The following is a 25304-nucleotide window of genomic DNA, read 5'->3' on the forward strand; positions in this document are numbered from 1 at the left end:
CTCCTAGGTTCGAATCAAGTGGCCGCTGGCCGCGAGTAACTGACCGTCCAATAATGCACCCTGTTCGCCGAGAATCAATCGTCCTTCGGCAAACCAGCGAACAGCCAGTGGGTAAATCTTGTGTTCCTGGGTATGAACCCGTTGCGCAAGTGTCTGCGCTGAATCTTGTGACTCTACCGGAACCACTGCCTGTACGACCAGAGGCCCGCCATCGAGTTCCTCGGTCACAAAGTGCACGCTGCAGCCATGCTCGCTGTCACCCGCATCGAGCGCGCGCTGATGCGTGTGCATGCCTTTGTACTTGGGCAGCAGGGAAGGGTGGATATTCAGCAGGCGCCCTTCGTAGTGCCGCACGAAAGCAGCGCTGAGGATGCGCATGAAGCCTGCCAGTACCACGAGTTTGGGGTTGAAGGTGTCGATCAGTTCGACCAGGGCGCCGTCGAAAGCCTCGCGGCCGTCGAACGCCTTGTGGTCAAGCGAGCGGGTTTCGATACCCGCGTCCCTCGCGCGTTGCAAGCCGTAGGCGTCGCTGCGGTTGGAAATCACCGCAGCGATGCGCACCGGGCTGTCGCCGATGCGCGTGCTGTCGATCAGCGCCTGCAAGTTACTGCCGGTGCCGGACAGCAGCACCACCACATCACAGCGTGCAGGCATCTGCTCTGGCATCAGTGTGCCTTAAGGTTTTTCAGTTCAACCTGAGCCGCGCCTTCCGGTGCAGTTGCGATCTGGCCAATCACCCATGGCTGTTCGCCGGCTTCACGCAGTACGTTCAGCGCGGTTTCAACGTGTTCCTGGGCCACGCAGATGACCATGCCCACGCCGCAGTTCAGCACGCGGTGCATTTCGGTTTCGTTGACGTTGCCTTGCGCTTGCAGCCAGTCGAAGACTGCCGGGCGCTGCCAGCTCGCCACGTCGACAATCGCCTGGGCGCCTTTTGGCAGCACGCGCGGGATGTTGTCGAGCAGGCCACCGCCGGTGATGTGGGCCATGGCTTTAACCGCGCCAGTGTCCTTGATCAACTTGAGCAATGGCTTGACGTAGATACGCGTCGGGGCCATCAACAAGTCGGTCAGAGGCTTGCCGTCGAGCTGAATGGTTTCGATGTCGGCGCCGGACACTTCGATGATCTTGCGGATCAGCGAGTAACCGTTGGAGTGCGGGCCGGACGATGGCAAAGCGAGCAGGGCGTCACCGGCAGCGACTTTGGAGCCGTCGATGATTTCGGATTTTTCCACCACGCCGACGCAGAAGCCAGCCAGGTCGTAGTCTTCGCCTTCGTACATGCCTGGCATTTCAGCGGTTTCGCCGCCGACCAATGAGCAGCCCGACAGCTCGCAGCCAGCACCGATGCCGGTCACTACCTGGGTCGCGGTTTCGACATTGAGCTTGCCGGTGGCGTAGTAGTCGAGGAAGAACAGCGGCTCTGCGCCGCACACCACCAAGTCGTTAACGCACATGGCTACCAGGTCGATGCCGATGCTGTCGTGCTTGTTCAGGTTCAGTGCCAGGCGCAGCTTGGTGCCCACACCGTCGGTGCCGGAGACCAATACAGGCTGTTTGTAGCCGGCCGGGATTTCGCAGAGGGCGCCAAAACCGCCCAGGCCGCCCATGACTTCGGGGCGCGCAGTGCGCTTGGCGACGCTCTTGATGCGTTCGACCAATGCTTCACCGGCGTCGATGTCTACACCGGCGTCCTTGTAGCTCAGGGAGGGTTGCTTGCTCATGATCCAGGCCTTTAGGGGGGATTTCTGGGTTACGACCGGGCGGGCAGGCGCTTTTTGTAAAAGGCCCAGCCGTTGACGGTCTGCGAAGGCGCGCGATTTTATCAGGCTTGAGGGGCAGCGACCATCCTCGCGCCGACGGGCAGGGCCATATCGCTTAAAAAAGTGCGGGTTAAAAAAATCCTGATCGGGTCTGCTTTGGTGCGTATTAAGGTATAGCCTTTAACACGCTATCGTTATGACGGTGCTAAAACTTGCCGCGACCCTGTGAATGTTTTACCGGTTGCTGTGGTCACAGCCTTGCCAAACCGAGTTCACGCGGTCTGTTCCAGCCGCTAAATTTGTCGTTCGGGAATCTTCCATGCGTCTGTGTCAATTCTTCTTTGTAGGCTGCTTGTCGTTGGTCAGCCTGGCGAGTCACGCCGAAACCCTCAATGGCCTTTATCAAGTGCTTGAACCGGTCACCAGCCAATCGCCGCAAGAGCGCGACCAAGCCACCCAGCGCGCCGTGCAAACCCTGGTGATTCGCCTCACTGGCGACGCCAAGGCCGCCGACGGTCCGGGCCTGGCGGCGATTCGTAAAGAGCCGCAGCAAATCATCAGCCAATACGGCTACGACGCCGGCCCGCCGGAAAGCCTGCAAGTGGATTTCGACCCCGTGAGCACCGATCGCGCCCTGCGTGAAGCGGGCCTGTCGATCTGGGGCAGTAATCGCCCGTCGATTCTCGGCTGGTGGCTTAACGACTCCACCGAAGGCAGCAGCCTGGTCGGTGATGGCCAGGCAGTTGCCGGCGCGTTGCGCCGCGCCGCGCAACACCGTGGTTTGCCGCTGCGCCTGCCGCTGGGTGATCTTGACGAACAGGTAGTCGCCACCGCCCCGAACCTTGAAAGTGCCGACGCAGCACCGCTGCGCGCAGCCTCCGAGCGCTACGGTGCAGACGCGTTGCTCGCGGTGCATGCGCGCCAGGAAGGCAACCAATGGCAGGCCAAATGGCGTTTGTGGCTGGGCGACAAGAGTGAACAGGGCACCGCGCAAGGCGCCGACACCGCTGCCGTGGCCGATGCCGTGTTGCTCGCGGTCAGCGAAAAGCTCGCGCCACGTTTTGCCGTCAAACCGGGCGTGAGTACCGAACAATTATTGGAAGTGCAGGGCATGAACCTGGAGCGCTACGCCGCCCTGAGTCATGTGCTCGAACCTTTTGGTGGCCAGCCGCAGTGGGTCGATGGCGATCGCATTGTGTATCGCGTCAACGGCAGCGCCGATCAGTTGCGTACTCAGTTGAGCCTGTCCAGGTTGCAGGAGGTGCCCGCAGGTGAGGCGTCAGCCCAACCGCCGGTGGCGGAAGGCGCACAACCTGCCGCCGCCCCTGAACCTCAGGCACAACTGCGTTTTCGTTGGTAAATGTTCAGCTTTCTTCCTATATAGAAGCTGCAAGTAAATAAACAGGTGGAGTGGTGTATGGCGGATATGCGTCGTTGGGTGTGGCTTGGCGGGATTGTCCTGCTGTGCGGGTTTGTATTTTTGCTGCATTCGATACTCACGCCGTTCCTGGTTGCGTTGCTGCTCGCTTATCTGTTCGATCCCGTGGTGGATCGCCTGGAAAAACTCGGCATGTCACGCACCTGGGGTGTGGTGACGGTATTTGCCTTGTTCACGTTGATCATCACCGCACTGGTGTTGGTGCTGGTGCCGATGCTCGCCAAGCAACTGTTTCGCCTGTACGAGCTGGCGCCGCAAATGCTCGACTGGCTGCAGCACACGGCAATGCCGTGGGCGCAGTCCAAACTGGGGCTGGCGGATGGCTTCTGGAAGTTCGACAAGGTCAAGGCAGCGATCAGTGAACACATGGGCCAGACCACCGATATTGTCGGTGTGGTGCTCAGCCAGGCCACGGCCTCCAGCTTGGCGTTGATCGGCTGGCTGACCAACCTGGTATTGATCCCGGTGGTGGCGTTCTACTTGCTGCGTGACTGGGACATCATGATGGCCAAGATCCGCAGCCTGTTGCCGCGCGACCGTGAAGAGCAAGTGGTCTCGCTGGCCGGTGAATGCCATGAAGTACTCGGCGCATTCGTGCGCGGCCAACTGCTGGTGATGCTCGCGCTCGGCATCATCTACGCCGCGGGGTTGATGGCGATTGGTCTGGAGCTGGGGCTGTTGATCGGTTTGATCGCAGGCCTGGCTGCCATCGTGCCGTACATGGGCTTTGTGATCGGTATCGGCGCAGCGCTGGTGGCGGGGCTGTTCCAGTTTGGCGGCGACCTTTACCCGATGCTGGGGATTGTTGCGGTGTTCATGGTCGGCCAGGCCCTGGAAGGCATGGTGCTGACGCCATTGCTGGTGGGCGACCGAATTGGCCTGCACCCGGTTGCGGTGATTTTCGCGATCCTGGCGGGCGGTGAGCTGTTTGGTTTTACCGGCATCCTGCTCGCGCTGCCGGTAGCGGCGGTGATCATGGTGCTGGTGCGCCACGTGCACGATCTGTACAAAGATTCGGATGTGTACACGGGCGTCGAAGACCCCGATCTGTAATCGCGGCATCACACACCCGGCTCAGGCCGGGTTTGTTGTTTCTGGAGCGGCGTGTCAAATAATCTGCGCAAAACCCTCAAGTTAACGCAAACCTTTGATTTTGCTTGTGGTCTGCTGCATTGTGCGCCCGGCGTCACGGGTATAAACTTTGCAAACTTCACACAGAGGCCACTAACGGTTCGTTTAGCGCCGTTCAGTCAGCATGAAACCGATTCAGCTGCCCTTGGGTGTGCGTCTGCGTGACGACGCCACCTTTATCAATTACTACCCAGGCGCCAATGCCGCTGCACTCGGCTATGTTGAGCGACTATGCGAAGCCGACGCCGGGTGGACTGAAAGCCTGATCTATCTGTGGGGCAAGCATGGCGTGGGGCGCACCCACCTGTTGCAGGCCGCGTGCTTGCGCTTTGAGCAAATGGGTGAGCCGGCGGTTTACCTGCCGTTGGCCGAATTGATGGACCGTGGCATCGGCATCTTCGACAACCTTGAGCAATACGAGCTGGTTTGCCTGGACGATCTGCAGGCAATCGCCGGCAAGGCCGACTGGGAAGAAGCGCTGTTCCATCTGTTCAACCGCCTGCGTGACAGTGGCCGGCGCTTGTTGATCGCGGCCTCGACTTCACCGCGAGAGTTGCCGGTGAAGCTTGCGGACCTCAAATCGCGGCTGACCCTGGCGCTGATCTTCCAGATGCGCCCCTTGTCCGACGAAGACAAACTGCGTGCCCTGCAACTTCGCGCATCGCGTCGCGGCCTGCACCTCACAGACGAAGTCGGGCACTTTATCCTCACACGTGGCACCCGCAGCATGAGCGCACTGTTCGATTTGCTCGAACAGCTCGATCAAGCCTCTTTACAGGCTCAACGCAAGCTCACCATTCCGTTCCTCAAGGAAACCCTCGGCTGGTAGCCGGCCCTTCTATTTAAGGGCTTTCGGCAAATCCCAGGCGCCACAAACGCTGCGTTTGGGCCGGTTTGGCCACACAAAAAGTGTGTAAAGGGTGTTAAGGGCTTAGATGTCATAGTCGAAACCAGAAGTCACATAGATCACGATTGAATTTGCAAATCGATGTGATAGTGGGCATAGTCTCGGCTTCTTTACACATCAGCCACGGTTGTGCCCATGCTAAATCGCTTCGCACCCCTCGTGCCTCTCGCACTGGTTACCCTGTTGTTTGGTTGCGCCTCCCACCCTCAACAGGTGGCTGAGCAGCAAAAAACCCAGCAGTATTCCCAAGCAAAATTTGTCGCTGCCCAGTCTTCTACCGTTTATGACGAAGAAGTCTCGACTGAACGTGAGCTGGCCGATTTCGCCGGCAGCAAGCCTTACCAGCTCCCGGTTCTGGCCGACAGCATCCTCGAACGCGGCATGTCCCTGATCGGTACCCGTTACCGTTTCGGCGGCACCTCTGAAGCCGGTTTCGACTGCAGTGGTTTTATCGGCTACCTGTTCCGTGAAGAAGCGGGCCTGAACCTGCCACGCTCGACGCGCGAAATGATCAACGTTAATGCACCGTTGGTCGCACGAAACAACCTCAAGCGCGGTGATCTGCTTTTCTTTAGTACCGCGGGCCGTGGTCGTGTCAGCCACGCCGCTATCTACTTGGGCGATAACCAGTTTATCCACTCCAGCAGCCGTCGCAGTGGCGGTGTTCGCATCGACAGCCTGGGTGACAGCTACTGGAGCAAAACCTTCATTGAGGCCAAGCGCGCACTCGCCATGGCCCCAGCGGCGGTTACCGCTAGTAAGTAAAGTTAAAGTGATACTTGAAGTTTGACGTGTAAGCGCTAGAATCCCTGGACATTGTTGTAATCCGTTCGCGCGAGCTTTGCTTGCGCGTTCTGGTTTTCAGCGTTCGGCAGCGAAAGCCGCATCCAGACCAGGATTGTTTTGCACATGTCGACCTCGGCCCGTCTCATCCTGCTTGTTTGTGCCGCGCTCTTGAGCGCCTGCGCAAGCCGCCCACCGCCGCCTGCGCCTGTCGCCGTCAAGCCCAAGCCGGTGTTCAACTACGCCACGCAGAATTTTTTGCCGGCTGCCGAAGACGTGCTCTTTCGTGCGCTGGGCCTGGTTGGCACGCCTTATCGCTGGGGCGGCAACACACCGGACGCGGGGTTTGATTGCAGTGGCCTGATCGGCTTCGTCTACCGTGACGCAGCGGGCATCTCCTTGCCGCGTACCACCCGTGAATTGATCGTAATGCGCGCTCAAGACGTCAGTGAACAAAACCTGCAGGCCGGTGATTTACTGTTCTTCGCCACCGGTGGCGGCTCGCAGGTCAGCCATGCAGCCATCTACGTAGGCGAGGGCCGCTTTGTGCACGCCCCGCAAACCGGCGGCACGGTGAAACTTGACACCTTGGCCAAGGCCTATTGGCAGAATGCCTACCTGGGCGCCAAGCGCGTGCTGCCTGCTAGTCTGGCGCGCAATCCCTAGATGCTATAGCACAGATTCAAATGTGGGAGGGGCTTGCCCCTCCCACCGTCAGTTTTGCAGGACGCTTGAGGCGGGCTATTTGGTCGCCGACACTCGCCACACTTTGTTGCCCACGTCATCCGCCACCAGCAAGTCCCCCTGCTGATCGATCACCACACCCACCGGCCGCCCATGGCTTTCTCGTCTTTGTCGAGGAACCCGGTCAGCACATCCACCGGCTGCCCTTTGGGTTGGCCAGCTTCGAACGGCACGAAGATCACCTTGTAGCCACTGTGCGGCTTGCGGTTCCACGAACCATGCTGGCCGATAAACGCGCCGTTGCTGAACTGCGCTGGTAGTTTGCTGCCCTCGGCAAAGGTCAGGCCTAACGAAGCGGTGTGCGGGCCTACTGCGTAGTCCGGGGCGATCGCTTTGGCGACCATGTTGAGGTCTTGCGGGTTTACCCGCACATCTACATGTTGCCCGTAGTAACTGAACGGCCAGCCATAGAACGCGCCATCCTTCACCGACGTGATGTAGTCCGGCACCAGGTCGCTGCCGATTTCATCGCGCTCATTCACGGCTGTCCACAGCTTGCCGCTTTGCGGTTCCCACGCCATGCCGTTGGGGTTGCGCAGGCCAAAGGCGAAAATGCGGTGCTGGCCGCTGGCGCGGTCGACTTCCCAGATCGCTGCCCGGCCTTGCTCGGCCTCCATGCCGTTCTCGCCGACGTTGCTGTTGGAGCCGACGCTCACGTACAGCTTGCTCCCGTCTTTGCTGGCCACCACGTTTTTTGTCCAGTGGTGGTTGATGCTGCCGCCGGGCAAGTCGACGACTTTGGCGCCGGCTGCTGTAATTGCGGTTTCGCCCGGCTGATACGGGAAGCGCAGCAGCTTGTCCGCGTCGGCCACATACAAGTCGTTGCCGACCAGGGTCATGCCGAAGGGTGAGTTGAGGTTCTGCAGGAACACCGTGCGGGTCTCAGCGACGCCGTCGTGGTCAGCATCGCGCAGCAGCGTGATGCGGTTCGGGCTCGGCACGCCGGCGCCCGCGCGACCCATGACCTTCTCCATGACCCAGCCGCGAATACCCTTGGAATCATCCGGCTTGGGCGGCGCATTGGTTTCCGCTACCAGCACATCACCGTTGGGTAACACATACAGCCAGCGCGGGTGGTCCAGGCCTTCGGCAAATGCCGCCACCTGAGTACCCGCCGCCGCAGTTGGCTTAACGCCGTCCGGCCAGCCGATGGCGGGGGCGATGTTCACGGTGGGGATCAGCGTTTTGTTCGGCGCAGGCAGTGTGGGCGAAGGCCCGGTGCCGTCCGAGACCTGCAGGGTTGAGCTTTCTCCGCAGGCGGCGAGGGTGCCTGCGACCATGATCAGTAAGGCGAGTCTTGTTTTTTGCATGGTTTTCTCCTGAATACCTGTAAGGGTAGAGGAGTGCGGCGGTGCGATGGTTCAAGTGCAACGCCAGCTTTAATTGACGCTCCACCCCCAACCCACTAACCTTCGCCGCGTGTTCCAGGTGCTCTGTGGCCCGTGTGCCGACAGAGTGAAACAGGGAAGCCGGTGAGTGAGCGCACTTGTACACAGTGCTGCCGCGATTCCGGCGCTGCCCCCGCAACGGTAAATGAGTCAAAGCGGTGCTTTTTGCCACTGTATCGTGCGCGATATGGGAAGGCGCGCCGTCGGCCTGTTCTGTCTCTATAAGAGCAAACGCGCCACTCATGAGCCCGGAGACCGGCCTGGATCATCCAACAGCATCACGGTGGGCGATGCTTGGCTGTCTGTGTTTATTTTTCCTGCCCGCCGTTTTTGTCCAGCCCCAACGGAGCGCTGCCATGACCGATTCCCCCGACCGCGACGAACGCCACCTGGCGCGCATGCTGCGCAAAAAAGCCGTGATCGACGAGCGCATCGCCAATTCCCCCAACGAGTGCGGGTTGCTGCTGGTATTGACCGGCAACGGCAAGGGCAAGAGCAGCTCGGCCTTTGGCATGCTCGCCAGGGCGATGGGCCACGGCATGCAATGCGGCGTGGTGCAGTTCATTAAAGGGCGCTTCAGTACCGGCGAGGAGATGTTCTTCCGTCGCTTCCCCGAGCAGGTGCGTTTTCACGTGATGGGCGAAGGCTTTACCTGGGAAACCCAAGACCGCCAGCGCGACATCGTCGCCGCCGAAGCCGCCTGGGCGGTTTCCCGCGAGATGCTGCAAGACCCGAGCATCGGCCTGGTGGTGCTGGATGAGCTGAACATCGCCCTCAAACACGGCTATCTCGACCTGGACCGCGTGCTCAGCGACCTGCAAGCGCGTCCGCCAATGCAGCACGTGGTGGTCACTGGCCGTGGCGCCAAGCCTGAAATGATCGAACTGGGCGATACCGTCACCGAAATGGGCATGCTCAAGCACGCGTTTCAGGCCGGTATCAAGGCACAGAAGGGCGTCGAACTTTGAATCAGCCCCGTCATTGCCCGGCCGTGTTGATCGCCGCACCGGCGTCCGGCCAGGGCAAAACCACCGTCACCGCTGCTCTGGCGCGCTTGCACCGCAACTTGGGGCGCAAGGTTCGCGTGTTCAAATGCGGGCCTGACTTTCTCGACCCGATGATTCACGAGCGCGCCAGCGGTGCACCCGTGTATCAATTGGACATGTGGATGGTGGGCGAACAGGAAAGTCGGCGCTTGCTGTGGGAAGCGGCGGGCGAGGCCGATTTGATTCTGATCGAGGGCGTGATGGGCCTGTTCGACGGCACGCCTTCCAGTGCTGACCTGGCGCGCCACTTCGGCGTGCCGGTGCTCGGTGTGATTGACGGCACTGCCATGGCCCAAACCTTCGGCGCCCTGGCCCTGGGCCTGGCGCGTTATCAGCCAGACCTGCCGTTCGCGGGCGTGCTGGCCAACCGCGTCGGCACCCTGCGCCATGCGCAACTGCTCGAAGGCAGCCTCACCGAAGGCCTGCGCTGGTACGGCGCGTTGTCGCGTGAAACCGGAATTGAGTTGCCCAGCCGCCATTTGGGGCTGGTGCAAGCCAGCGAATTGAATGACCTCGACGTGCGCCTGGACGCCGCCGCGCAGGCGCTGGGCAGCAGTTGTGAAGTCGCGGTACCGCCGCCGGTGACGTTTGCCGCGCCTGAAGTGGTCGAGGCCGAACCGTTGTTGACGGGCGTGCGCATCGCCGTGGCCCGCGACGAAGCCTTCGCCTTCACCTACGGCGCCAGCCTGGATTTGTTGCGGGCGATGGGCGCTGAGTTGCACTTCTTTTCGCCGATTCATGATCGCGCATTGCCTGACGTCGACAGTCTCTATTTACCCGGTGGTTATCCGGAACTGCACCACCAGGCATTGTCGGAAAATACCTCGATGCTTGACGCCATTCGCCGTCACCACGCGGCCGGCAAACCGTTGCTCGCTGAATGCGGCGGCATGTTGTATTTGCTCGATTCGCTCACGGACGTCGATGGTAAACGTGCCGAACTGGTCGGCCTGCTGCAAGGCGATGCGGTGATGCAAAAGAAACTCGCGGCGCTGGCCCTGCAAAGTGTGGATTTGCCGGAAGGCACGTTGCGTGGCCACACCTATCACCATTCCCTGACCAGCACCGAGTGGCAGCCGATCGCCCGTGGCCTGAGCCCGAATGGCGGGCGCGGCGCCGAGGCGGTGTACCGGCAGGGGCGGCTGACGGCTTCCTACGTGCACTTTTATTTCCCGTCCAACCCGAGCGCTGTGGCTGCATTGTTTGCGCCTGACCGCCAAACCGCCATCGGGAGCAAGCCCCCTCCCACAATTGACCGGGTTGAACTGCCATCCACTGTGGCAGGGAGCAAGCCCGCTCCCACAATTGACCGGGTTGAACCGCCATCCACTGTGGGAGGGGGCTTGCTCCCGATGAGGCCATGACCGACAACGCCTTCCCCCAAGCCGAACGCGATGCCGTGTACCGTGCCATCGCCGAACGCCGCGACATGCGCCACTTCATCGGCGGCAGCGTCGCCCCCGAACTGCTCCGCCGCTTGCTCCAGGCCGCGCACCAGGCGCCCAGTGTCGGCCTGATGCAACCTTGGCGGTTCATCCGCATCAGCGACCGCCACCTGCGCGGGCAGATTCAACACCTGGTGGAAGCAGAGCGCATCCGCACCGCCGAAGCCCTCGGCGAGCGCTCCGACGCGTTCATGCAACTCAAGGTCGAAGGCATCCACGACTGCGCCGAAGTGCTGGTGGCGGCGCTGATGGATGACCGCGAGCGCCACATCTTTGGCCGTCGCACCTTGCCGGAAATGGACCTGGCGTCACTCTCCTGTGCGATCCAGAACCTGTGGCTGGCGGCGCGTGTTGAGGGCCTTGGGATGGGCTGGGTGTCGCTGTTCGAACCGCAAGCGCTGGCCGACCTGCTGGGCTTGCCGCCCGGCGCAAAACCCCTGGCGGTGTTGTGTTTGGGGCCGGTAGCCGAGTTCTACCCGGCACCGATGTTGCAGCTAGAAGGCTGGACCGAACCGCGGCCTTTAAGTGACATGTTGTATGAGAATGTGTGGGGAGTAAGTCAATGAGTGTGGCCTTGCTGTGTGTCGCTGCCGTGGCGTTGGATGCGCTGCTGGGCGAGCCCAGGCGCTGGCACCCGCTGGTGGCGTTCGGCAATTTTGCCGGGCGCATCGAGCAACGTTTTAATACCGGTGGCCGTGGCTGGCGCAGCCATGGCGTGACCGCGTGGTTTATCGCGGTAGTGCCGCTGACCTTGCTGGCCACCGCGTTGTCGTGGGCGCCGTATATCGGCTGGGTGCTCGAGATTCTGGCGTTGTACCTGGCGCTGGGCATGCGCAGCCTCGGCGAGCATGTGATTCCGGTGGCGCAGGCGCTGCGCAGTGATGACCTGGATGAAGCGCGCAAGCGCGTGAGTTACTTGGTCAGCCGCCAGACCAGCGAGCTGGACAGCACCGAAGTGGCGCGTGCTGCGACGGAATCGGTACTCGAAAACGGCAGCGACGCGGTGTTCGCTGCGTTGTTCTGGTTTGTGCTTGCCGGTGTGCCGGGCGTGGTGCTTTACCGCCTGAGCAACACCCTCGACGCCATGTGGGGCTATCGCAATGAACGCTTTGAGCGCTTCGGCTGGGCGGCGGCAAAGATTGACGATGTACTCAATTATATTCCTGCACGCCTGGTCGCGTTGACCTACGCCGTACTCGGCAAAACCGGCCTGGCGCTTAAATGCTGGCGCACCCAAGGCCCGACATGGGACAGCCCCAACGCCGGACCGGTGATGGCGGCAGGCGCTGGCGCATTGGGCGTCGAGTTGGGTGGCGCGGCGATTTATCACGGTGAACTTCACCAGCGCCCGCCACTCGGCGAAGGCTCGCCGGCAAGTGCGGACTCCATCGACCGCGGCTGGCAACTGGTGCAGCGCGGCGTATGGTTGTGGCTGCTGATCCTCTGTGCGGGGGCGCATTTTTATGCTTGAACACGGTGGTCGGTTGCGCAAGGCAGTGATGCAATACGGGATTGCCGAGGCTGATTGGCTCGACTTGTCCAGCGGCCTGGCGCCGTGGCCGTGGCCGATTCCCGAGATTCCGCTGCGGGCCTGGGCGCGCTTGCCCGAAACCGATGACGGCCTGGAGCAGGCCGCCAGCGAGTATTACGGTGCCGCGCATGTGTTGCCGGTAGCGGGCTCGCAGGCGGCCATCCAGTTGCTGCCGCGTCTGCGCCGCACCGGCAAGGTTGGCGTGCTGTCGCCGTGTTACGCCGAGCACGCCGAAGCGTGGCGCCGCGCAGGCTACGTGGTGCGCGAAGTGCAGGAGCAGGAAGTCGAGTATTTTCTCGACAGCCTTGATGTGCTGGTGGTGGTCAATCCGAACAACCCGACCGGCCTCAGCCTGGCCCCGCAACGCCTGCTGGACTGGCATTCACGCTTGGCGCAGCGCGGCGGTTGGCTGGTGGTCGACGAAGCCTTTATGGACATCACTCCGCACCTGAGCCTGGCGGGCCAGGCCCATCAAGTCGGGCTGATTGTGCTGCGCTCGTTCGGCAAATTCTTCGGCCTGGCCGGCGTGCGCCTGGGCTTTGTGCTGGCCGAACGCAAGCTGCTTAAACTGTTGGCTGAACAGCTCGGGCCTTGGGCGGTCAGTGGGCCGACGCGGGCGCTCGGGCAAGTCTGCCTGCGCGACACGGCAGGGCACGCGCGCCAGCGTGATCGCTGTCTCGAAGCGGGCCAGCGCTTGTTTGAACTGCTCGAGCGCCACCGCTTTCAACCTCAGGGCGGCTGCGCGTTGTTCCAGTGGCTGATCACGCCACACGCCGAACGCCTGCACGACTTCATGGCCCAGCGCGGCATCTTGCTGCGCCTGTTTGTGCACGACAGCAGCCTGCGTTTCGGCCTGCCCGACACCGAGGCCGATTGGCGGCGGCTGGATGAGGCGTTGGCTGCCTACAAGGCGGCGGTATGAGTACGTTGATGGTGCAAGGCACCACCTCCGATGCCGGCAAAAGTACGCTGGTGACCGCGCTGTGCCGTTGGCTGGTACGCCAGGGCGTGGCGGTGGCGCCGTTCAAGCCGCAGAACATGGCGCTCAACAGCGCCGTGACCGCTGAAGGCGGCGAGATCGGCCGCGCCCAGGCGGTGCAGGCTCAGGCCGCCAACCTGGCGCCGCACACTGACATGAACCCGGTGCTGCTTAAACCCAACAGCGACACCGGCTCGCAAGTGATCATCCATGGCCGCGCCGTGACCAGCATGAACGCCGTGGCCTATCACGACTACAAAGCCATCGCGATGCAAGCGGTGCTGGCCTCGCACGCGCGCTTGAGCGCTGCTTACCCGGTGGTGATGGTGGAAGGCGCAGGCTCGCCTGCGGAGATCAACCTGCGCGCCAATGACATCGCCAACATGGGCTTCGCCGAAGCAGTGGATTGCCCGGTGCTGCTGATCGCCGACATTAATCGCGGCGGCGTGTTTGCGCATTTGGTCGGCACCCTGGAGTTGCTGTCGCCGACTGAGCAGGCGCGGGTCAAGGGTTTCATCATCAACCGTTTTCGCGGTGACATCGCGCTGCTGCAGCCAGGCCTGGATTGGTTGGAAGCGCGCACCGGCAAGCCGGTGGTGGGCGTGTTGCCCTACGTGATGGACCTGCACCTGGAGGCCGAGGACGGCATTGACCGGCGCCAGACCGACAAGGCCGCGCAGGTGCTCAAGGTGGTGGTGCCGGTATTGCCGCGCATCAGCAACCACACCGATTTCGACCCCCTGCGGCTGCACCCTCAGGTGGATTTGCAGTTCGTCGGGCCAGGCCAGCCGATTCCGCCGGCTGACCTGATTATTTTGCCCGGCTCAAAAAGTGTGCGCAGTGATTTGGCCTACCTGCGCGCCAATGGTTGGGACACCGCCGTGGCGCGACATTTGCGCTATGGCGGCAAGCTGTTGGGGATTTGCGGCGGCTTACAGATGCTCGGTGAACAGGTGCATGACCCGCTCGGCCTTGAAGGTCCCGCAGGCTCCAGCCACGGCCTTGAGCTGCTGGCATTTACTACCACGCTGGAAGCAGAGAAGCAGTTGCGCAATGTGCGTGGGCGCCTGCTGCTGGAAAACGCCGAGGTGAGTGGTTACGAAATCCACGCCGGGGTGACCACAGGCAGCGCGCTCGCGCAGGCCGCAGTGCTGCTGGATGACGGCCGCAGTGACGGCGCACAAAGTGCCGACGGGCAGGTTCTCGGGACGTATCTGCATGGCGTGTTCGAGACCCCGGCGGCCTGCAGCGCGTTGTTGCGCTGGGCCGGCTTGCAGGACGCGCAAGAAGTGGATTACCACGCCCTGCGCGAGCGCGACATCGAACGCTTGGCGGACTTGGTGGAAAACCACCTGGACACCGACCTACTGCGCAAACTCTGCGGGATCTGACAGTGAACACGCACTCCAACTGTGGGAGCGGGCTTGCTCGCGAAAACCCCCCAGGCACCGCAGCCCTTCAGGTTAATCGCGTAATCGTTAACGCCCATCGCGAGCAAGCCCGCTCCCACACTAAACGGCGTCAACCGTACACAGGTGTCATTGCATGCTTCAGCTGATTTTGGGCGGTGCCCGTTCCGGCAAGAGCCGCCTTGCGGAAAAACTGGCGAGCGACAGCGCCTTGCCGGTCATTTACATCGCCACCAGCCAGCCGCTGGACGGCGAAATGAATCAGCGCGTCGCGCTGCATCGCCAGCGTCGCCCGCAGGCTTGGGGGTTGATCGAAGAGCCCATTGAACTGGCCCGCGTACTGCGTGAAAACGCCGCTGCCGATCACTGCCTGCTAGTCGATTGCCTGACCCTGTGGCTGACCAATTTGCTGATGCTCGACGACCCGGCGCGCCTGGCGTTGGAGCGCGATCAACTGCTGCAAACCCTGGCCTCGCTGCCGGGTGAAATCATTTTTGTCAGCAACGAGACCGGTTTGGGTGTCGTGCCGCTGGGCGAATTGACTCGCCGCTATGTGGATGAAGCCGGTTGGCTGCATCAAGCTTTGGCCGAGCGTTGTCAGCGTGTTGTCCTGACCGTTGCCGGCCTGCCCCTGACTTTGAAAGGTACTGCGTTATGACTGACACCTGGTGGCTCAACCCGTGCAAGGCGAACGACGCCGAGGCGCACGCACAGGCGCTGGCGCGTCAGCAACAACTGACCAAGCCCGCCGGTTCCCTCGGCCAACTGGAAGCGCTGGCGGTGCAATTGGCGGGTCTGCAAGGCCAGGTCAAACCGTCGGTGGATCAGGTGTGGATCGCGATTTTTGCCGGTGACCATGGCGTGGTTGCGGAGGGTGTGTCGGCATTCCCACAGGAAGTGACCGGGCAGATGCTGCATAACTTTGTCAGCGGTGGCGCGGCCATCAGCGTGTTGGCGCGGCAGTTGGATGCACAACTGGAAGTGGTCGACCTCGGCACGGTCACGCCGTCGCTGAGTCTGCCGGGTGTACGCCACCTGAATATCGGCGCGGGCACGGCCAACTTCGTCAACGGCCCGGCGATGACCGAGGCGCAAGGGCGGCTCGCGTTGCAAGCCGGTCGCGACAGTGTGCAGCGGGCATTGCAAGGTGGCGCTCAACTGTTTATCGGCGGCGAAATGGGCATCGGCAATACCACCGCCGCGAGTGCGTTGGCGTGTGCCCTGTTGCACTGCCAAGTGCGCGACCTCACAGGCCCGGGCACCGGTTTGAATGCCGAGGGTGTCAGCCACAAGGTGGCTGTGATCGAGCGCGCGCTGGCAATGCACGCCGGGCAACGTGGCGACGCGCTGCAGACGCTGTTCAACCTTGGCGGTTTCGAAATCGCGGCGCTGGCCGGTGCGTATCTGGCCTGCGCCCAAGCCGGCATTGTGGTGCTGGTAGACGGGTTTATTTGCAGCGTCGCCGCGCTGGTGGCTACGCGCTTGAACCCTGCGTGCCGTGCGTGGCTGGTGTTCGGCCATCGTGGCGCCGAACCAGGCCATCGGCATGTGCTGCATAGCCTTGACGCGCAACCGTTGCTCGAACTCGGCCTGCGCTTGGGCGAGGGCAGCGGGGCGGCGCTGGCGGTGCCATTGTTGCGGTTGGCGTGTGCCCTGCACGGGCAGATGGCGACCTTCGCCGAAGCGGCTGTGGCAGACCGTCCGGCATGAGCTTGCACCTGGACCTGCTGCGCCATGGCGAAACCGAACTGGGTGGCGGCCTGCGCGGCAGCCTCGACGATGCACTGACCGCCAAGGGTTGGCAGCAAATGCGCGACGCCGTTGTGGCGCAGGGGCCGTGGGACCGAATCGTCAGTTCGCCCTTGCAGCGTTGTGCGCGTTTCGCCGAGGAATTGGGCGCACGGCTGAGCGTGCCGGTGAGCGTCGAAAAAGCCTTGCAGGAACTGCACTTCGGCGCCTGGGAAGGGCAAAGCGCAGCGGCGCTGATGCAAACCGATGCCGAAGGGCTGGGCCTGTTCTGGGCCGATCCCTACAGCTTCACGCCGCCTGAGGGCGAGCCTGTCAGCGACTTTGCCGCGCGGGTTCTGGGCGCTGTCTCACGCTTGCATCAGTTGTATGCCGGCGAGCGTGTGTTGCTGATCAGCCACGGCGGCGTGATGCGCCTGCTGTTGGCGCAAGCGCGCGGCTTGCCTCGCGAGCAACTGCTCAATGTCGAGGTCAGCCACGGGGCGCTGTTCAGTCTGCACGTGGCAGCAGGTGGCGTACTCAAGGAAGGGCGCTGAGCATGCTGCCGTTCTGGATTGCCCTGCAATTTCTCAGCAGCTTGCCGATTCGCTTGCCGGGCATGCCGCAGCCGCAGGCGCTAGGGCGCTCGCTGTTGTTTTATCCGTTGGTGGGCGTGCTGTTTGGGCTGTTGTTGTGGGGCCTGAACATCGCGCTGATGGGCGCGCCGCTGTTGCTGCACGCCGCACTGCTGTTGACGGCCTGGGTGCTGCTCAGTGGCGGCCTGCACCTGGACGGCCTGGCGGACAGCGCCGACGCCTGGCTCGGTGGTTTTGGGGATCGCGAGCGCACGCTGAGCATCATGAAAGACCCACGCAGCGGGCCGATTGCCGTGGTCACCCTGGGGTTGGTATTGCTGCTCAAGTTCACCGCGTTGGTGGCGTTGATCGAGCAGCATAACGGCGCCGCGTTAATCCTCGCGCCGCTGATCGGGCGCGCTTCGATGCTCGCGCTGTTTCTGACCACGCGTTACGTGCGTGCAGGAGGATTGGGCCAGTCACTGTCGGATCATTTACCCAGAATCGTCGGCCAACAGGTGCTGATCCTCAGCGGCCTGGCGTGCATCCTGATCGGCGGTTTCAGTGGCGGCATTGCCGTATTGCTCGCTGCAGTGTGTTTTATCGGCCTGCGTCAACTGATGGTCAAGCGGCTGGGCGGCACCACGGGCGACACGGCCGGGGCCTTGCTCGAGCTGCTGGAAGTGGCCGTGCTGGTCGGGCTTGCTCTGTAACACTTTCTTGCATTTCAATAACTCCGGGTATATACACGCTCTATGCTTGCCTCCCAATGTTTATGCACCAACCTGCGACGCGCCGCCCGTGGCGTCAGCAGGCACTACGACGGCGCCCTCGACGGCTTCGGAATCAACGTCGCCCAGTATTCTTTGCTGTGTAACTTGCAGCGCCTCGACCAACCGAGTATTTCCAGCCTGGCCGAAGCCATGGGCCTGGATCGCAGCACGTTGGGGCGTAACCTGCGCGTGCTGGAAGGCGAAGGCCTGGTGCAGTTGGTGGAGGGTGATGACCTGCGCAACCGCTTGGTGTTGTTGACCGAAGCGGGTGAAGAACGGCTTGCCGCTGCATTGCCCGCGTGGGAAGCGGCGCAGCAGAAATTGATTGATCAGTTAGGCGCCGAGAAGCGCCTGACCCTGTTGGCCTTGCTGGACGAACTCGCCTGAACGCGGGTTTGTTCGACTACAAGCGGGTATATACCCGCGAGCGGAGAATAAGAAATGACCTCGATGTGGCGCACCAGCGGCTGGGTTCTTGTGGGGAGTGCGCTGATCCTGGCGTTGTCGTTGGGCGTGCGCCATGGCTTTGGCCTGTTCCTGGCGCCGATGAGCGGCGAGTTCGGCTGGGGGCGCGAAACGTTTGCCTTCGCTATTGCCCTGCAGAACTTGATATGGGGCTTGGCACAGCCGTTTACCGGGGCCTTGGCCGACCGGTTCGGCGCCACCAAAGCGGTGTTCGTCGGCGGTGTGTTGTACGCCGTAGGCCTGGTGCTGATGGGCATGTCCGATTCGGCGTGGTCGTTGTCGTTAAGCGCGGGGTTGTTGATCGGCATTGGCCTGTCCGGCACGTCGTTCTCGGTGATTCTGGGCGTGGTCGGCCGCGCCGTGGCGCCGGAAAAACGCAGCATGGCGATGGGCATCGCCAGTGCCGCCGGGTCGTTCGGCCAGTTCGCCATGGTGCCGGGCACGTTGGGCCTGATTGGCTGGCTGGGCTGGTCGGCCGCGTTGCTCGCGTTGGGCCTGATGGTGGCGTTGATCTTGCCGCTGGTGGCGATGCTCAAGGACAAACCGCTGCCGGTGATGGTCGGTCAGCAAACATTGCGCGAAGCGTTAAAGGAAGCCTGCAGCCATTCCGGGTTCTGGCTGCTGGCCTTCGGCTTTTTCGTCTGCGGTTTTCAGGTGGTGTTTATCGGCGTGCACTTGCCGGCGTATCTGGTCGACCAGCATTTGCCGGCAACCGTGGGCACCACGGTGCTCGCCTTGATCGGCCTGTTTAACGTGTTTGGCACCTACACCGCCGGTTGGCTGGGTGGGCGCATGTCCAAACCGCGCCTGCTGACCGCTTTGTATTTATTACGCGCAGTGGTGATCGGGCTGTTTCTGTGGGCGCCGGTGACCGAAATCACCGCCTACCTGTTCGGCATGGCCATGGGTTTTTTGTGGTTGTCCACCGTGCCGCTGACCAATGGCACCGTCGCCACCTTGTTTGGCGTGCGAAACCTCTCGATGCTCGGCGGGATTGTGTTCCTGTTCCACCAGCTCGGTTCGTTCCTCGGCGGCTGGTTGGGCGGGGTGGTTTATGATCGAACCGGCAACTACGATTTGATTTGGCAGGTGGCGATTCTCTTGAGCCTGCTCGCAGCGGCGCTCAACTGGCCGGTGCGCGAGCGGCCGGTGGCGCGCCTGGCGCAAATGGAGGCGGCATGAATGTACCGTTAAGAGCGCTGGCTATCATTGCTTCGCTGGTTTTATTGTTGCTGGCCTGGTGGGGCTGGCAGCAAGGTGGCCTGGCGTTGATGCAACTGGGTATGTCGATCTGTTAAGTTCTTTGTCTGAACTGACTCAAGGACTTTCAACATGCTGATGCGCTGGCTCGCTGTACCCGTCCTGATGGCTGTTGGCAGCGTGGCCATGGCCGCCGACTGCCCGCCGTTGCTGGAGGGCCAATTGCCCAAACTGCGGGCCAAGGAATCCATCGATCTGTGCCAGCGTTTTGCCGGTAAACCGCTGGTGATCGTCAATACCGCCAGCTTCTGTGGGTTCGCGCCGCAGTTCAAAGGCCTTGAAAGTTTGTATCAGCGCTACAAGGGCCAAGGGCTCGAAGTGATTGGCGTGCCGTCGGATGACTTCAAGCAGGAAGCCAAAACCGGTGAAGAGACTGCCAAGGTTTGCTACGTCAACTACGGCGTGACGTTCACCATGACCGAGCCGCAAAAGGTCAAAGGGCCGGATGCCGTGCATTTGTTCAAGGTACTGGCGCAGCAGACCGAGGCGCCGAAGTGGAATTTCTACAAGTACGTGGTCGACCGCCAAGGCAAGGTGATTGCTAACTTTTCCAGCCTGACCAAGCCGGACAGCCCGGATTTGATCGAGGCGGTAGAACAGGCGCTGGCGTCGAAGCCCTGATCAACCCCGATTAAAAAGCCCCGCCTCCTTTGCAGGAGAGCGGGGCTTTTTTTACGCCTTGAATCAGAACTTGTACGTCACACCCAGGCCGAAGCCGTTGGCGCTGTTTTCATACTTGGCGTTGTAGGACTGACCCAGTGCGTTGGCGCGAGCCACCTTGACCGGCTCTTCCTTGAGGTAGGAATAAGCCACATCGACGGTCATGTTCGGCATAACGTCGTAGCCCAGGCCGAGACTGAAGATGGTGCGGTCACCGGTAGGGATGCGCGGCGAGCGGTCAGTGTTGTTGGTCGGCGACTGGTCGAAGGTCAGGCCGGTACGCAGCACCACTTGCTTGGTGACGCGGTACGACGTGCCCAGCGCGTAAGCCCAGGTGTCGTGCCAGTTCTGGTCTTCTTTGATAGTGCCGACAATTTGCGGCGCCAACACACCGCTACCGGCTGCGGCCGATACACCTTCGTTGTTGACGGTGATGTCTTTCAGGCGGCTCCAGCGCGTCCAGGTAGCACCGGCGTAAAGCTTCCAGGCGTCGCTCAGGTCTTGAGTCACCGACAGGTCCCAGGACTCAGGCGTGTCGATTTTCAACGAGGCGTCATAGCGACCATTGTTCAGCAGCGTCGCAGGAACGTTGGTTCCCTTGGTCACTTCGGTGTGGCCTTCAAGCTTGTACTTCACCTTGGAGTGGTAAGTCAGGCCCACGCGGGTGGTGTCAGTGGCTTGAACCAGCAGGCCGGCGTTGAAGCCGACGGCGGTGTCATCACCCTTGATCTTGATGTTGTTGGAGCCTGTGCCGGCGACTGGCAGGTTTATATCAGACTCAAGCGTACCGGCGATGCGGTTGATGGTCGGACCAAAACCCACGGAAACGCGGTCGTTGAACGCGTAGCTGACGGTTGGCTGGAAAGTGATCACTGTCACTTCGCTCTTGCTGCCAAAGGCTTTGCCCTGGAAGCCACTTTCGTAGTCAGTCACCAAGCCGAACGGCGCATAGACGCCGAAACCGACAGCCCATTGATCGTTGAGTTTATTGGTGTAAAAACCGAAAGGGACGGCAGTGAAAGGCACCATATCGCCTTTGTTCGTACCGCTGGAGCGGCCGCTGACATCCTTGATGTTGGTCGAGGCATCAATGGCTGCGACACCACCTGTCACTTGCTGGCCTTCGAGGCGAGCCATACCGGCAGGGTTACCGTAGACAGTGCTGGCGTTTTCGGCAGAAGAGGAGCGGCCTGCGAAACCCGTACCCATGCCGGCGACGTCTTGTTCGTTAAGGGCAAAGCCGCTTGCGAACAGTTGGGAGGATGCCATGGTTACGGCGAGGCTAAGTGTGGTCTTGAGCATTACTTTTTTCATTATTAGAACTCCGTGGTGATCACCGCTGCGGAAAGTATCAACAAATTTAAGTTAGCGCTATAGGCTGTAATGCAGGAGATAGAGCGGTTTTGTAGGACAATCCGACCAAAATCGCCGTTCTTCGCGGTTTTTTGTGAGGTGAATGATCAGCACGTGACCGGTTTCATGGGCAAAACACAGGTTCGCCAGGTGCGGGCGAAATCCCGCATCCGGTCTTCAAGGTGAAATATTTCTTTGCAGATACGTGCCACGGGCAAGGTGTTGCCAGGCAGCGGGAGCGCGGTATTGAGCTACGGTTGGCGGCAATGCCCATACTGGCCTCATCCTTGAAAGTGGGCGACGATGCCTGAGAGTAGGGCTTGGCAGCGGTGAATCGGACTCAGGCTCGTCGCAAGCGGGTCAAGCCGCTTGAGTTGAAGTGTAGTGTCATATTCGTGATGTAAAAGGCTGTTTTTAAAACATCTTATTCATTTAGTTATAGCGTTTATATCTATTTGAACTTAGCCGTTGAATCGCCATCCGCACATTTCAGGCAATAAAAAACCCTGTGTTTTAAACAGGGTTTTTTGTGTTTCAGCGACTCGGGTCGATCAGGCAACCAGTGCCTGACGGGTACGCTCGATCACGGCCTGCAGCGGCTCTGCGCTGGAGTATTGATCGGGGTACAGGCGTTCGCTGTGACGAGCGATGCCGTGTTCGTTGACCAGGGTGAAGCTGAAGCAGCCTTTGCGAGCGGCCATGATCAGGCAGTTCATTGGAGCAAAAGCGTTGGTGAGGGTGCGGATGGCATCCTGAGTGTGGATAGTCGACATAGTCTGGGTGTTCCTACAAATGACACGGTTAAGAACCGCGCAACGTTAAAACGTTCCAGTGACGTTGATCACTATTGATCAAACGAAGAACCCGACTGGAACAAAGCAGCCAGTTGAAGCGCTAATAAGTTAGGCGCGCTTGGGCTGGCAGGTAGGTACTTAGGAGGGCAGGCAACACAACAGGGGCAAAGGTTCTGGGCCCGGGGTGAAGATCCTGATCAATTTGCAGGCTGGTTCTGTCAGAGTATTGAAACTTCGCGACACCCTTTGCGTGATCAAAGGCAGTGTCGTCGCAAGAAATACCTGGAAACCATCGAGGTGGTCGATCCCGTGTTGTTCAGGGGATTTGTTCGACCAGAATTGACTTTCAGCTTGGTACTAACGCCGCGGATAGTAACGGATTGAAACAGGGAAGGGAAGTGCGTTATTCAAAAAAAGTCGATTAGCCGCCTATCAGGCCGCGATAGACCAAAACGGTGGCGGCGGCGGCCAGCGAACAGCCCAGCGCGTAGGCGGCGAGGGTGAGGCGCAGGGAGCGGCCGGTCTCGATCACTTTCATCACGTCGCGCATGTCGTTGATCCTGCCCTCACTCAATTCAATGCACAGGCTCACGGCCGTGAACGTTGCCGACAGCAGGATGGCGATGGCAAACAGCGCGCCGTCCGGGGAAGGCAGTGCCGCACTGATGCCGAGTGAAGTTGCGCAAATGGCCAGCAGCAACGCGGCGAACAACAGAATTCCTTTCATCGGTCCTACACAGCGGTCAGTTTTTTGATGCGGCAGTGTGGCGAGCCGTGGCAGATTTGAAAAGTCCCTTGATCGGGCACACCGGTAACATTTTTTTAACGTATTGATGCAAAAAATGCTGGCGATATAACCGGTGGGTGGGTGCTTGTGCACATTAATTGCGAAGTAGTTAACCATTCGGTCAAGCGGCATCAAGCGCCGCCATTTGCCTGTAATGGAAATTTAAGTCAATGAAAAATATCGCTTTTTTTTATTGGTGAAAAAATCGTCAGTTTGACTGTGGCCCCCATTCCATGGGCCTTTGCGCGAATTAAAGCAGGGTTGTCCACTGAGTTATCCACAGCTTCTGTGGATTGTCCCAAGCGCTTGCTCTAGCTCGGGCGTGCAGGTTTTTTTTTCAGCTTTACCTATACGAAAAAAAGAGTAGAGTGGCGCGCCTCCCGTTTTGCCCAACAGTGTTTTATGAAGTTTCGCTCAGTACCACCTTCTGTTACCGACGCCCCTCAGACTGTTACCGCACCCAAGCGTTTCTCCCTGAAAGTAGCCTTGTGGCTGCTCGACAGCCCGCGCTTGGGGCACAACACCAACGTCAAGCACTTCGCCGGGCGCTTGCTCAAGCAGCCGGCCCGTGAAGGTGTGGTTGCCGCTCAAAGCCGCTTGGGCCAATTGATGTGCCGCGAGTGCGGCAATGCCCGCGACCGCCGCATCGGCCACGACCTGTTGCGCCTGGCCGCGCGTGCCGGCGACCGGCGTGCCCAGCGCGAACTGGGCCAGGTCGAAGACTGAGCTGTCCTCAGGCCCCGTGCTTGGTTAACCTTGCTGTTTTTCGATGATGGCAGACATGGCTATGGTTTTTGACTGGACCAGCATTGCCTTGGGGCTGGCGGCGGCTGCAGTGCCTTTATTGGCGGTGTGCTGGCAGCTTCAACGGCGGCTGACGGCGCGCTCGACCGGCTGGGAACTGCTTGAAGAGCGCTTGGCCACAGCCCAATTGGCTCAGGAAGGGCTTGCCGCGCAACTGGACGCCAGTCGCGACGAAATCAGTGACTTGAGCCACGCCAACGCCGCCAAACAAGCTGACTTGGCGGCTGTGCGTCGTGAGGTCGAACTGCTGCAGATCGACCGCGATAACGCCCGCGACGCCGCCCACGCCTGGAACCTCGACCGCAGCGCCAAGGAAACCGAGCTGCGCCGCCTTGACGCGCTGTCGGCGGCGTTGCGCGCCGAGTTGCGCGAGCAACAGGACAGCCATCAACAACGCCTCGCCGACCTGCAAGGCTCGCGGGACGAACTGCGTGCGCAGTTCGCCGAGCTGGCCGGGAAGATTTTTGATGAGCGCGAGCAGCGTTTTGCCGAAACCAGCCAGGAACGCCTCGGCCAGTTGCTCGACCCGCTCAAAGAGCGCATCCAGTCGTTTGAAAAACGCGTTGAAGAAAGCTATCAGAACGAAGCACGCGAACGCTTTTCGCTGGCCAAAGAGCTTGAGCGCCTGCAGCAATTGAACCTGCGCCTGTCGGACGAAGCCACTAACCTCACCCGTGCCCTCAAGGGCCAGAAAACCCAGGGTAACTGGGGTGAGCTGATCCTTGAGCGGGTGCTTGAACATGCCGGCTGGAGAAGGGCCGCGAATACCAAACCCAAGTCAGCCTAAAAGGCCCGGACGGCGAACGCTTCCAGCCCGACGTGTTGATCATGTTGCCGGGCGACAAACAGGTGGTGGTCGACTCCAAGGTCAGCCTCACGGCTTACCAGCAATACGTGTCGGCGGATGACGAAGTGATCGGCCAGGCGGCGCTGAAGCAACATGTGCTGTCTTTGCGCAATCACGTCAAAGGCTTGGCCGGCAAGGATTACAAGCGATTGGAAGGCCTGCACAGTCTGGATTTCGTTCTATTGTTTGTGCCGATCGAGGCGGCGTTCTCCGCCGCGTTGCAGGCCGAGCCGAACCTGTTTCAGGAAGCGTTCGACCGCCACATCGTCATCGTCAGCCCCACCACGTTGTTGGCCACCCTGCGGGTTATCGACAGCCTGTGGAAGCAGGAGCGCCAGAGCCAGAACGCACGCGAAATCGCCGAGCGCGCCGGTTGGCTGTACGACAAGTTTGTGCTGTTTATCCAGGACCTGGATGAAGTAGGTAACCGGCTGCAACAGCTGGACAAGGCTTACAGCGCGGCGCGCAATAAGCTCACGGACGGACGCGGGAATCTTGTCAGCCGTACCGAGCAATTAAGGTTGCTGGGTGCGCGTGCGAGTAAAAGCCTGCCGGCGGATTTGCTTGAACGGGCGATGACCGATGCCGATGGCGTGGCGCACCTGCCTGAGTAGGCGCGATGCAGGCGCCTCGGACCATCAGGCACACCGGTCGTAGGCCATCGCGAGCAAGCCCGCTCCCACATAAAGCCCGCTCC

At 60.9% G+C, this 25304-nt stretch carries 24 protein-coding genes, 2 pseudogenes and 1 riboswitch; of the genes and pseudogenes, 20 read left to right on the forward strand and 6 right to left on the reverse strand.

Translation table 11 applies throughout. From position 1 onward, the window contains the following. Positions 1 to 3 precede the first annotated feature (3 nt). Entirely contained in the window at positions 4 to 654 is a 651-nt protein-coding gene (purN, locus tag F0169_RS11035; protein ID WP_122249788.1) for a phosphoribosylglycinamide formyltransferase, read from the reverse strand. A gap of 11 nt (positions 655 to 665) precedes the next feature. Next, a complete protein-coding gene (gene purM, locus F0169_RS11040; protein ID WP_099240496.1) occupies positions 666 to 1724 on the reverse strand; it encodes a phosphoribosylformylglycinamidine cyclo-ligase in 1059 nt (352 codons plus the stop codon). Between the two features lie 358 nt (positions 1725 to 2082). Here purM and F0169_RS11045 point away from each other — a divergent pair, with 358 nt between their 5' ends. From F0169_RS11045 to F0169_RS11065, 5 genes are all read left to right on the forward strand, one after another. Further along, the gene (locus tag F0169_RS11045) at positions 2083 to 3123 is read left to right on the forward strand and encodes a DUF2066 domain-containing protein (RefSeq protein WP_152746540.1); all 1041 of its coding nucleotides are present in this window, start codon (positions 2083 to 2085) and stop codon (positions 3121 to 3123) included. A gap of 57 nt (positions 3124 to 3180) precedes the next feature. Next, on the forward strand, positions 3181 to 4254 hold the full coding sequence (locus F0169_RS11050; protein ID WP_058412165.1) for an AI-2E family transporter: 1074 nt from the start codon (positions 3181 to 3183) through the stop codon (positions 4252 to 4254). Between the two features lie 202 nt (positions 4255 to 4456). Beyond that, positions 4457 to 5161 carry a DnaA regulatory inactivator Hda gene (hda, locus tag F0169_RS11055; RefSeq protein WP_032887783.1) on the forward strand — a complete coding sequence of 235 codons (705 nt, stop codon included), beginning with the start codon at positions 4457 to 4459 and terminating at the stop codon, positions 5159 to 5161. 213 nt (positions 5162 to 5374) lie between these two features. Then, a complete protein-coding gene (locus F0169_RS11060) occupies positions 5375 to 6004 on the forward strand; it encodes a C40 family peptidase (RefSeq protein WP_058412164.1) in 630 nt (209 codons plus the stop codon). Positions 6005 to 6148: 144 nt separating this feature from the next. After that, on the forward strand, positions 6149 to 6688 hold the full coding sequence (locus F0169_RS11065) for a C40 family peptidase (RefSeq protein ID WP_152746541.1): 540 nt from the start codon (positions 6149 to 6151) through the stop codon (positions 6686 to 6688). A gap of 75 nt (positions 6689 to 6763) precedes the next feature. On the opposite strand, the pseudogene F0169_RS11070 reads toward F0169_RS11065, so the two are convergent. After that, positions 6764 to 8076, reverse strand: a pseudogene (locus tag F0169_RS11070) (PQQ-dependent sugar dehydrogenase). A 99-nt stretch (positions 8077 to 8175) separates the two neighbouring features. Continuing rightward, positions 8176 to 8432: riboswitch (cobalamin riboswitch) on the forward strand. A gap of 78 nt (positions 8433 to 8510) precedes the next feature. Here F0169_RS11070 and cobO point away from each other — a divergent pair. From cobO to F0169_RS11140, 13 genes are all read left to right on the forward strand, one after another. Continuing rightward, positions 8511 to 9122 carry a cob(I)yrinic acid a,c-diamide adenosyltransferase gene (gene cobO / locus F0169_RS11075; RefSeq protein ID WP_058412161.1) on the forward strand — a complete coding sequence of 204 codons (612 nt, stop codon included), beginning with the start codon at positions 8511 to 8513 and terminating at the stop codon, positions 9120 to 9122. After that, positions 9119 to 10564: a cobyrinic acid a,c-diamide synthase CobB gene (locus F0169_RS11080; RefSeq protein WP_152746542.1), complete on the forward strand. Its 1446-nt coding sequence runs from the start codon at positions 9119 to 9121 to the stop codon at positions 10562 to 10564. Before cobO ends, F0169_RS11080 begins: the two co-directional genes overlap by 4 nt. Continuing rightward, complete coding sequence (gene bluB, locus F0169_RS11085; protein ID WP_152746543.1) at positions 10561 to 11211, forward strand: 5,6-dimethylbenzimidazole synthase; 651 nt, start codon at positions 10561 to 10563, stop codon at positions 11209 to 11211. The genes F0169_RS11080 and bluB overlap by 4 nt, the downstream gene beginning before the upstream one ends. Continuing rightward, positions 11208 to 12116: an adenosylcobinamide-phosphate synthase CbiB gene (cbiB, locus tag F0169_RS11090; protein ID WP_152746544.1), complete on the forward strand. Its 909-nt coding sequence runs from the start codon at positions 11208 to 11210 to the stop codon at positions 12114 to 12116. The genes bluB and cbiB overlap by 4 nt, the downstream gene beginning before the upstream one ends. Further along, on the forward strand, positions 12109 to 13098 hold the full coding sequence (cobD, locus tag F0169_RS11095) for a threonine-phosphate decarboxylase CobD (protein WP_152746545.1): 990 nt from the start codon (positions 12109 to 12111) through the stop codon (positions 13096 to 13098). The genes cbiB and cobD overlap by 8 nt, the downstream gene beginning before the upstream one ends. After that, positions 13095 to 14546: a cobyric acid synthase gene (locus tag F0169_RS11100; protein ID WP_152746546.1), complete on the forward strand. Its 1452-nt coding sequence runs from the start codon at positions 13095 to 13097 to the stop codon at positions 14544 to 14546. The genes cobD and F0169_RS11100 overlap by 4 nt, the downstream gene beginning before the upstream one ends. Before the next feature lie 154 nt (positions 14547 to 14700). Continuing rightward, on the forward strand, positions 14701 to 15222 hold the full coding sequence (gene cobU / locus F0169_RS11110; RefSeq protein ID WP_152746548.1) for a bifunctional adenosylcobinamide kinase/adenosylcobinamide-phosphate guanylyltransferase: 522 nt from the start codon (positions 14701 to 14703) through the stop codon (positions 15220 to 15222). Further along, positions 15219 to 16274 carry a nicotinate-nucleotide--dimethylbenzimidazole phosphoribosyltransferase gene (gene cobT, locus F0169_RS11115; protein ID WP_152746549.1) on the forward strand — a complete coding sequence of 352 codons (1056 nt, stop codon included), beginning with the start codon at positions 15219 to 15221 and terminating at the stop codon, positions 16272 to 16274. The genes cobU and cobT overlap by 4 nt, the downstream gene beginning before the upstream one ends. Further along, the gene (cobC, locus tag F0169_RS11120) at positions 16271 to 16846 is read left to right on the forward strand and encodes an alpha-ribazole phosphatase family protein (protein ID WP_152746550.1); all 576 of its coding nucleotides are present in this window, start codon (positions 16271 to 16273) and stop codon (positions 16844 to 16846) included. Before cobT ends, cobC begins: the two co-directional genes overlap by 4 nt. A gap of 2 nt (positions 16847 to 16848) precedes the next feature. Next, a complete protein-coding gene (locus F0169_RS11125; protein ID WP_152746551.1) occupies positions 16849 to 17577 on the forward strand; it encodes an adenosylcobinamide-GDP ribazoletransferase in 729 nt (242 codons plus the stop codon). 42 nt (positions 17578 to 17619) lie between these two features. Continuing rightward, a complete protein-coding gene (locus tag F0169_RS11130) occupies positions 17620 to 18024 on the forward strand; it encodes a MarR family winged helix-turn-helix transcriptional regulator (RefSeq protein WP_058415077.1) in 405 nt (134 codons plus the stop codon). Positions 18025 to 18078: 54 nt separating this feature from the next. After that, a complete protein-coding gene (locus tag F0169_RS11135) occupies positions 18079 to 19284 on the forward strand; it encodes an MFS transporter (protein ID WP_058415076.1) in 1206 nt (401 codons plus the stop codon). A gap of 150 nt (positions 19285 to 19434) precedes the next feature. Beyond that, on the forward strand, positions 19435 to 19983 hold the full coding sequence (locus F0169_RS11140; RefSeq protein ID WP_099240456.1) for a glutathione peroxidase: 549 nt from the start codon (positions 19435 to 19437) through the stop codon (positions 19981 to 19983). Between the two features lie 63 nt (positions 19984 to 20046). Here F0169_RS11140 and F0169_RS11145 read toward each other — a convergent pair whose 3' ends face one another. The 3 genes from F0169_RS11145 to F0169_RS11160 all read right to left on the reverse strand — a co-directional run bounded on the left by F0169_RS11145 (position 20047) and on the right by F0169_RS11160 (position 22896). Continuing rightward, positions 20047 to 21336, reverse strand: a complete 1290-nt coding sequence (locus F0169_RS11145; RefSeq protein WP_058415074.1) for an OmpP1/FadL family transporter — start codon at positions 21334 to 21336, stop codon at positions 20047 to 20049. Between the two features lie 590 nt (positions 21337 to 21926). Further along, the gene (locus F0169_RS11150; protein ID WP_024076751.1) at positions 21927 to 22148 is read right to left on the reverse strand and encodes a hypothetical protein; all 222 of its coding nucleotides are present in this window, start codon (positions 22146 to 22148) and stop codon (positions 21927 to 21929) included. 442 nt (positions 22149 to 22590) lie between these two features. Beyond that, positions 22591 to 22896, reverse strand: a complete 306-nt coding sequence (locus tag F0169_RS11160; protein ID WP_152746552.1) for a hypothetical protein — start codon at positions 22894 to 22896, stop codon at positions 22591 to 22593. Between the two features lie 462 nt (positions 22897 to 23358). Here F0169_RS11160 and F0169_RS11165 point away from each other — a divergent pair, with 462 nt between their 5' ends. Together F0169_RS11165 and F0169_RS11170 are read left to right on the forward strand one after the other, a co-directional pair. Further along, the gene (locus F0169_RS11165; protein ID WP_058415072.1) at positions 23359 to 23682 is read left to right on the forward strand and encodes an SEL1-like repeat protein; all 324 of its coding nucleotides are present in this window, start codon (positions 23359 to 23361) and stop codon (positions 23680 to 23682) included. A gap of 175 nt (positions 23683 to 23857) precedes the next feature. After that, positions 23858 to 25221: pseudogene (locus tag F0169_RS11170) on the forward strand (DNA recombination protein RmuC). Positions 25222 to 25304 lie beyond the last annotated feature (83 nt).

The sequence above is a fragment of the Pseudomonas kitaguniensis genome, assembly GCF_009296165.1.
GTDB classification, from domain to species: domain Bacteria; phylum Pseudomonadota; class Gammaproteobacteria; order Pseudomonadales; family Pseudomonadaceae; genus Aquipseudomonas; species Aquipseudomonas kitaguniensis.